Source organism: Bradyrhizobium sp. P5_C11_2, from assembly GCF_054049755.1.
Map to the genome: position 1 here is coordinate 1 of NZ_JBFULT010000363.1, position 7,701 is coordinate 7,701.

A 7,701-nucleotide genomic window follows, 5' to 3' on the forward strand; every position below is an offset into this window, starting at 1 on the left:
CATGAGCGATCTTTACCTGATCCATCAGCAGGGCTGGGAAGGCGCCGCTGAGCACATCAGCCGGCCCGCTCGCGTCGCCTGGAAATCCATGTGCGCCACCGGCGAAGGCAAGGAGAAGGGCGAGAGGTGGTGCAAACGCGCGATCTGGGGCAATGCACTTCCCGCGTTCAAGCGCAGCTGGAAATCGGTGGACAACGTGACGTCAGAGGCGTTCGTCGGCATGTGGCGCGGCCGGGTCGCTGAATTCTACACGAAATATGTGGCGAMCGCTGCTGCGGCGGCGAGCCAATAATTCCGTTGTCGCCAGGGCCATGCCACGCTTGCATTGCCTTTAGCCGCTATGGAGAAACTGCCCCGGCTGGGTAGATCAAGTCCATTTGTGGCCCAACGCGGAAGTCCTGCGACGTTCCGCTTTCGCGCTGCTATCAGAGGCATAGCGGACGTCAAACGGCGTCTTCGATTTATGAGTACACGCCCTTAGCCGACGATCTTCTCCAACACCGCCATCAACGCCTCCGGCGCCGTCACATTCGGTGCATGACTCGCGTCGAGCTCGAAATAGCGCCAGCCATCCTCGCTCTTCGTCCGCTTCGCGAACTGCCCGAACACGTCACCCGGCGGAATGCGCGTGCAATAGATGTAGCTGCGCGGCATTGCCGGCTCGCCGTGTTCGAGCTTGAGCTTCGTCTCGAAACATCGGATCGGCATGTTGATGCGGCGCGCGTTGAGCCAGTCGAGATCGGCCTGCGGCGTGTCCGGCGGCGGCGGGTTCGGCGGAATGCGATATCCGTCGCCCGAGCTTGCTGCCCTGCGCATCGGCTCGCGTCCGCTTTCGTTGAGATCGAACAGCGACTGGCCGTCGCGCGGCACGAAGGCGTCGAGATAGATCAGCTGCGTCACGCGCTCGCGCGCGCGGTCCGCGACGCCGGTGGCGACCATGCCGCCATAGCTGTGGCCGAGCAGCACGATGTCGCTGAGGTCCTCGAACTTGATGACGTTGAGGATGTCCTGGATATGCGTGTCGAGATCGACCGCGGGACTTGCGAGATGCGAACGCTCGCCAAGCCCGGTGTAGGTCGGCGCAATCAGGCGGTGGCCGGCCTGCGCCATCAGCGGATGCATCTTCTTCCAGGCCCATCCGCCGGACCACGCGCCATGACAGAGCAGAAAAGTCTTCGCGCGTGCGGCCATCGGCGTTTCCATCGTTCTTGCTTGTACGATGGAGTGTAGCGGCCGGCCGCGCGATGTAAACGCCGCGAGCGAGTTCAGGCCGCGCGCGTGTTCGCCTTCACGAGCACGGGTGCAAGCTGACCGGCCTCGCGCCGCAGCTTGCTGGCCTCGAAGCCGTGCATGCCGAGCTGCCATTGCAGTCCGACGATCGCGCCCTTGGTCGGTTGCAGCAGCGCGAGCGACGCGAACAGCGTCACCGGCAACCACACCGCCAATTGCAGCCAGACCGGTGGCGCATAGGCGGTCTCGACCGCGAGGATCGCCGGCACCACGAGATGGCCGACCACGACCATCACGAGATAGGCCGGAAAGTCATCGGCGCGCTGGTGGAACAGCTCCTCGCCGCAATGGTCGCAAGCGTCGGCGACCTTGAGGAAACGGCCGAACGCATGCCCTTCGCCGCAGTTCGGGCACTTGCCGCGAAAACCCCGCCACATCGCCTTTGCGAGAGAGACTGAATTGGTGGCCATGACCACACCTCTTCCTTTTCGATGATCCATACAATAATATCTTGCATCCATACATTCAAAGGAAACGGCCGAATTTGCATGGACTGGATCCCTACAATCTCGGAGCTGAGCGGGCCGCGCTACCAGCGCATCGTCGAGGCCATGGAGGCCGACATCGCCGCCGGCCGGCTGGTGCGCGGCCAGCAATTGCCGACCCAGCGCGCGCTCGCCAAAGCGCTCGGCATCGACCTCACCACGGTGACGCGCGCCTATACCGAGGCGCGGCGCCGCGGGATCATGGAGGCCCGGGTCGGCCAGGGCTCGTTCGTGTCGGAGACCAGCGCGCGCCGCGCGGTCGACCTGCCGCATCCGGTCGCGATCGACCTCTCGATGAATGTGCCGCCGCATCCGCTCGAGGCGCAGCTCGACGAGCGCATCATCGCAGGCCTCGAGGCCATCCGCGCCCAATCGGGCCTGACCGCACATCTCAACTATCAGCCGCCCGGCGGCAGCGCGCATGAGCGCGAGGTCGCGGCGCGCTGGATGCGCGCCCGCGCTCCGCATGCGCATGCCGACCGGCTCGTGATCTTTCCGGGCGCGCAGACAATCCTGTTCAACCTGCTCGCCCATCTCGCGCGGCCCGGCGACATCGTGCTGACGGAGGCCCTCACCTTCCCGGGCATCAAGGCGGCCGCGGCGCGGCTCGGCGTCAAGCTCGTCGGCGTCGCGATGGATGACGGCGGTGTTGTTCCCGATGCGCTGGCGAAGGCCTGTCGGGTGCATCAGCCAAAGGCCGTCTATCTGATTCCGACACTGCACAATCCGACCACCGCGACGCTGTCCGCCGAACGGCGCGGTGCGATCGCAAAAATCATCCGCGATGCAGATACCACGTTGATCGAGGACGACGCCTACGGGCTGCTCGATCGCGCGGCGTCGCCGATCGCCAACCTCATTCCGGAGCGAACCTATCTGGCGACCACGCTGTCAAAATGCATCGCGCCGGCGCTGCGCGTGGCCTATCTGCTGACGCCCGACAACGGCGCGCAGCAGGAGATGCGGAGTTATTTGCAGGCCACCGTGCAAATGCCCGCGCCGCTGATGGTCGCGCTGGTGACGCATTGGCTCGAGAGCGGCATCGCCGACCGCATCATCACCGCCATCCGCAACGAGGCCGTCGGCCGCCAGCAACTGGCACAACGCGCGCTGAAGGGCTTTCAATTCCAGGCGAAGCCAGCCGCCCATCATCTGTGGCTGCGGTTGCCGGATGGCCGGCCCGATGTCGCCGCGCATCTGTTGCGCAATGGGCTCGCGGTCGTGGCCGGCGACGCCTTCGCGGTCGATGGGACGCCGCCACATGCCGCGCGYGTCTCGCTCGGCGCGGCGCGCAATCGATCGGAATTGACGGAGGCGCTACGCATCCTCGTCGGCGCGCTGCACAGGCCCGCCGACACCAGGCAGATCGTCTAGAAACTATTGATGCTGGCGCCGATGGCGGGAGCGAATGACCGGCGTCACGCCTGACGGATAGGCCGCATAGGCCTCGCTCGGTGCCACCGTCTCGCCACGGGCCGCCCGCCCCGCAGGCGTGAGCTGGCCGCCATTGAGCACGTCGCGGTCGGGATGGGCGGCCTGATAGGCCGCAGGCTCGGAAAACTGCGCCTGCGCCATGGTCGGCATCACGGCCGCCGCCGACAGCAGCGCGGCCGCAACGGCGATCTTCGTGCGGGTCATGGTCTTTCTCCACCATCTCATTCGGGGACAGGCCAATCGGAGCGCATGATGGCGTCGGGCGGGCCCCCAGATTGAAGTACGACCATCATGTAGGCCTGTCTTTCGCGAAAGCCCGACCGGTGGGGATCACGCTTGCGTGGGGCCTGGATTTGACCGGCACGGCCGCAGCTGTGCTATGCGGGCGGTAGCGATCAACAGTTCGGGATCGCCCATTGCGACAAGGACAATCTGTTGGAAACRCTCASTTACGCGCTGCTGCTGTTTGGCGCCTTGGCCGGCGGCTTCGTTTCGGGCCTGGCCGGCTTCGGCACGGCGCTGATGGCGCTCGGCATCTGGCTCTACGTCCTGCCGCCTTCGCTCGCGGTGCCTCTGGTGCTGATCTGCTCGGTGATAGCACAGACCTCGACGCTGCCGTCGATGTGGAAGAGTTTCGACCTGTCGCTGGTGTGGCCGTTCCTGATCGGAGGACTGATCGGCGTGCCGCTCGGGACCATGCTGGTCGCCTCCGCCGATCCAAGAGTGTTCAAGCTGAGCGTCGGCGTGCTGCTCCTGATCTTCTCGACCGCGCTCTACCTCAACAAGAGGCCGCTCGCCATCAAGTCCGGCGGCCGGATCGCCGACGGCGCGATCGGCTTTGCCGGTGGCATTCTCGGTGGCCTTGCCGGACTGTCGGGGCCGCTGCCGATCCTGTGGGCCAACATCCGCGGCTGGAACAAGCACGAGCGGCGCGGCATCTTCCAGCTGTTCAATTTCACGGTGCTCGCGACCGCGCTGGTGTTGCAGACGGCGTCAGGTCTCGTCGAGTTGAAGGTGGTCTGGCTGGCGCTGGTCGCATTTCCGGGAACGCTGATCGGCGCATGGGCCGGCGCGCGCGTCTATCACGCGCTGAGCGACAAGCATTTTGGCGATGTCGTGCTCGGCCTGCTGTTCCTGTCGGGCATCGGTCTCGTCTGGAACAGCTTTGGCGCGCATTAGCCCCACGGCGCCACATACTGGCGGGAGCCGTGACTGTCGCTACGCAGGCGCACGCGCGGGAGGCGCGACAGGTTCAGCTTCCACTTGCTCCGGGGCCTCGTCCCGCGGGACCGGCACGAGCCGCTTCCTGAATTCGCGGCGCAACAACCAAACGCTCAGGCCCGCCTGGAGCGTGGTCGCCGCGATCGACAGGTACCAGACGTACTCCATGCGGAAGCCCGGACGCGTCGACAGCCAGATCGCCGGCAGCGAATAGGTGAAGACGCGCGTGGCCGAGCTCCACAGCACCGGCTTGGTATTGCCGAGCCCCTGGAACATGCTCGAGCAGGTGAAGATCAGGCCCTGCGCCACCATGTTCAACGAGATGATCCGCAGGAACAGGAAGGCGATCGCCATCGTTTCCTGGTCGTTCGAGAATCCGGCAAGCAAGACCTCCGGCTTCAACTGCGCAAGGCCCATGAAGCCGATCATCACGACGCTGGTGATCAGCGCCGACTTGACGAAGGTTTCCCGCACGCGCTCGCCGTTTCCCGCGCCCATGTTCTGACCGGCGATCGGCCCGGCGGCGAGCGCAACCGCAAGCCCCGGCATCTGGATCAGGGCCAAAACGCGCTGTCCGATCCCGAAGCCCGCCTGCGCCGCCGCGCCGAAATCGCGCAGCACGAAATAGACAACCGCCATGAAGATGAACATCATCGCGAACTCGCCGCCGGCAGGCAGGCCGACATTGAGGATGCGCTTCAGATGGTGCGCCTGCGGACGCCACTGCGCCGGATTGAAGGCCACATAGCGCTCGACCTTGCGGAAATACGCCAGCAGCATCAGCACGCCGATCAACACCGCGATCGAGCTTGCCAGGCCCGCACCGGCAACGCCGAGCGCGTAGCCGGTCCCCCATCCCGAGATCAGCACCGGCGCCAGCGCGATGTTGATGATGACCGCGAGGACCCGCACCAACATGGCGGGGCGCACGATGCCGGTCGCGCGCAGCGCGGATGCCGTCACCTGCATGACGAATTCCAGCGCGAGCGCTGGCATGAACCACAACAGATAAGTGGTTCCCGCCTCGATCGTGGCCTGGTCCGCGGCAATCGAACGCATGTAAAGGTGCGACAGCGCGGCGCCCGCCACCAGGGTCGACAGTCCGAACAGCACCGACAGCACGATCGCCTGGTTGAAGATCAAATTGGCATCCAGCCGATCCTYGCGTCCCACGGCATGCGCGATCAGCGCCACCGTGCCGACGCCGAGCACCTGCATCAGCGCGTTGACGAGAARGCCGGCATTGCCGGCCGCCGCGACACCCGCGACCGCGGCATCGCCCAATCCCGACACGAAATACAGATCGAYCAGCTGGCAGATCATGATCGAGATCATGCCTGCCATGATCGGCGGCGTCATGGCCAGGATGTGTCTCACGATGGAGCCGTTCGTCAGGTCTTTCATGTCATTCCATCCTCTGGCGGCGTGGCATCGGGACGTTGGCCCCGCTGCCGCGCGCCTCTCATTCCGCTGCTGCGACGTGCCCGAGCTCCACCACCTGGCGCTCGAACAGGCCGCGATAGATGCCGCCGGGCTTTCCGGCGAGCACGGCATGGGTGCCCTGCTCGACGATCGCGCCGCGGYCGAACACCAGGATGCGATCGAGGCTGCGCACCGTCGACAGCCGGTGCGCGATCACGATCGAGGTGCGGCCCTTCATCAGCCGCTCCATCGCCTGCTGGATCAGCGCCTCCGATTCCGAGTCGAGGCTCGAGGTCGCCTCGTCCAGGATCAGCACCGGCGCGTCCGCGAGGAACGCGCGCGCCAGCGCCACGCGCTGCCGCTCGCCGCCCGACAGTTTGACGCCGCGCTCGCCGACGAGGGTGCCGTACCCCTTTGGCAGGCGCAGGATGAAGTCGTGCGCGTTGGCGAGCCGCGCCGCCTGCTCGATCGCCTCGAGGCTGGCCCCGGGCCGGCCATAGGCGATGTTCTCGGCGAGCGAACGGTGGAACAGGATCGGGTCCTGCTGCACGATCGCGATCTGGCTGCGCAGCGATTGCTGCGTGGCGAGCGCGATGTCCTGGCCGTCGATCAGGATGCGGCCGCCGGTGACGTCGTAGAGCCGCTGCACCAGCTTGACGAAGGTGGTCTTGCCGGAGCCGGAGCGGCCGACGAGACCGACCCGTTCGCCGGCGCGGATCGTCACCGACAGACCGTCGTACAGCGGCTCGCGATGGCCGCCATAATGGAACGTGACGTCGTCGAACGCGATCTCGCCGCCCTCGATCGCGATCGGCCGCGCGTCGACGGCATCGGCAATTCCGATCGGCTCGTCATGGATCGCCACCAGCTCGTCCATGTCGTTGACGGAGCGCTGTAGGTTGTTGATGTGCATGCCGACGTCGCGCAAATAGGCGTGGATGACGTAGTAGCTGGTCAGCACATAGGTGACGTCGCCCGGCGAGGCGTGCCCGGACATCCACAACAGCACCGAGCCGCCGATCACGGAGGCGCGCAAGGCGAGCAGCAGCGAGAGCTGCGCCATGGCCGTGTAGTTGTAGCGCAGCCATGTCCGCCGCACGCGCACGCGCCAGCGGTTGATGACGCGGGCGAGCCGCCCGTCCTCGCGCGTTTCGGCGCCGAACGACTTCACCACCGCATTGCAGGTCAGCGCATCCGCCAGCGTGCCGCCGACCTTGGTGTCCCAGGCGTTGGAGATTCGTGCGGCCGGCGCGATGTAGCGCGTCGAGAACACCACGGTGATGGCGACGTAGAAAAACGCTCCCACCGCGATTACCAGGCCGAGCGAGACCCAGTGCATCCCGATCAGGACCATCGAGCCGATCAACACCAGCAGCGATGGCGCCAACGCCATCAGGATGGTGTCGTTGAGCAGGTCGAGCGCCCACATGCCACGCGTGATCTTGCGCACCGTGGAGCCTGCAAAGGAGTTTGCGTGCCAGTCGGTCGAGAAGCGCTGCACGCGCCTGAAGGCACCCTCTGCGACGTCCGACATCGTCTTGAGCGTAAACGGCACGATCGCCTGCAGGCCGGTCAGCCGCAGCACCACGGAGGCCGCGCCCAGCGCAACGATGGCGCCGAAGGCGACCAGGGCGGCATGGCGCGCGTCAGGATCGGACGAGCCACGCGTCAGCGCATCGACCAGCTGTCCGGAGAATACCGGCATGAACAGGTCGGCAACAGTCGCACCCAGCAGGCCTCCGGCGACGACGAGCCCGCGCCCCGGCTGCTTCAGCCAGTGCCGGAATACGAAAGGCAGCACCACGCGTATCGCCGCGGGCTTTTTTGAGAGATCGGTCATGACATCATC

General features: G+C 65.9%; 7 protein-coding genes and 1 pseudogene. 3 read left to right on the top strand and 5 right to left on the bottom strand.

The features are described from left to right. Positions 1–292 (top strand): annotated as a pseudogene (locus ACXJL8_RS27570) (transglycosylase); the annotation flags it as partial. Between the two features lie 185 nt (positions 293–477). On the opposite strand, the gene ACXJL8_RS27575 reads toward ACXJL8_RS27570, so the two are convergent. Beyond that, positions 478–1,191 carry an alpha/beta fold hydrolase gene (locus ACXJL8_RS27575; protein WP_456622418.1) on the bottom strand — a complete coding sequence of 238 codons (714 nt, stop codon included), beginning with the start codon at positions 1,189–1,191 and terminating at the stop codon, positions 478–480. Positions 1,192–1,265: 74 nt separating this feature from the next. Continuing rightward, positions 1,266–1,700, bottom strand: a complete 435-nt coding sequence (locus ACXJL8_RS27580) for a DUF983 domain-containing protein (protein WP_456622419.1) — start codon at positions 1,698–1,700, stop codon at positions 1,266–1,268. Between the two features lie 78 nt (positions 1,701–1,778). Between ACXJL8_RS27580 and ACXJL8_RS27585 the strand changes: the two genes are divergently transcribed. Then, entirely contained in the window at positions 1,779–3,149 is a 1,371-nt protein-coding gene (locus ACXJL8_RS27585) for an aminotransferase-like domain-containing protein (protein WP_456622420.1), read from the top strand. A 3-nt stretch (positions 3,150–3,152) separates the two neighbouring features. On the opposite strand, the gene ACXJL8_RS27590 is transcribed toward ACXJL8_RS27585, so the two are convergent. Beyond that, a complete protein-coding gene (locus ACXJL8_RS27590) occupies positions 3,153–3,413 on the bottom strand; it encodes a hypothetical protein (RefSeq protein WP_456622421.1) in 261 nt (86 codons plus the stop codon). Positions 3,414–3,644: 231 nt separating this feature from the next. Here ACXJL8_RS27590 and ACXJL8_RS27595 point away from each other — a divergent pair, with 231 nt between their 5' ends. Beyond that, positions 3,645–4,388, top strand: a complete 744-nt coding sequence (locus tag ACXJL8_RS27595; protein ID WP_456685927.1) for a sulfite exporter TauE/SafE family protein — start codon at positions 3,645–3,647, stop codon at positions 4,386–4,388. A 39-nt stretch (positions 4,389–4,427) separates the two neighbouring features. Here ACXJL8_RS27595 and ACXJL8_RS27600 read toward each other — a convergent pair whose 3' ends face one another. Together ACXJL8_RS27600 and ACXJL8_RS27605 are read right to left on the bottom strand one after the other, a co-directional pair. Beyond that, complete coding sequence (locus ACXJL8_RS27600; protein WP_456685928.1) at positions 4,428–5,834, bottom strand: MATE family efflux transporter; 1,407 nt, start codon at positions 5,832–5,834, stop codon at positions 4,428–4,430. Positions 5,835–5,892: 58 nt separating this feature from the next. Then, positions 5,893–7,692, bottom strand: coding sequence for an ABC transporter ATP-binding protein (locus tag ACXJL8_RS27605; RefSeq protein ID WP_456685929.1), 1,800 nt, complete (start codon positions 7,690–7,692; stop codon positions 5,893–5,895). Positions 7,693–7,701 lie beyond the last annotated feature (9 nt).

Bases quoted from the DNA above. Each gene is read 5' to 3' on its own strand.
- ACXJL8_RS27575 (WP_456622418.1), bottom strand. From the start codon at position 1,191: ATGGCCGCACGCGCGAAGACTTTTCTGCTCTGTCATGGCGCGTGGTCC.
- ACXJL8_RS27580 (WP_456622419.1), bottom strand. From the start codon at position 1,700: ATGGCCACCAATTCAGTCTCTCTCGCAAAGGCGATGTGGCGGGGTTTT.
- ACXJL8_RS27590 (WP_456622421.1), bottom strand. From the start codon at position 3,413: ATGACCCGCACGAAGATCGCCGTTGCGGCCGCGCTGCTGTCGGCGGCG.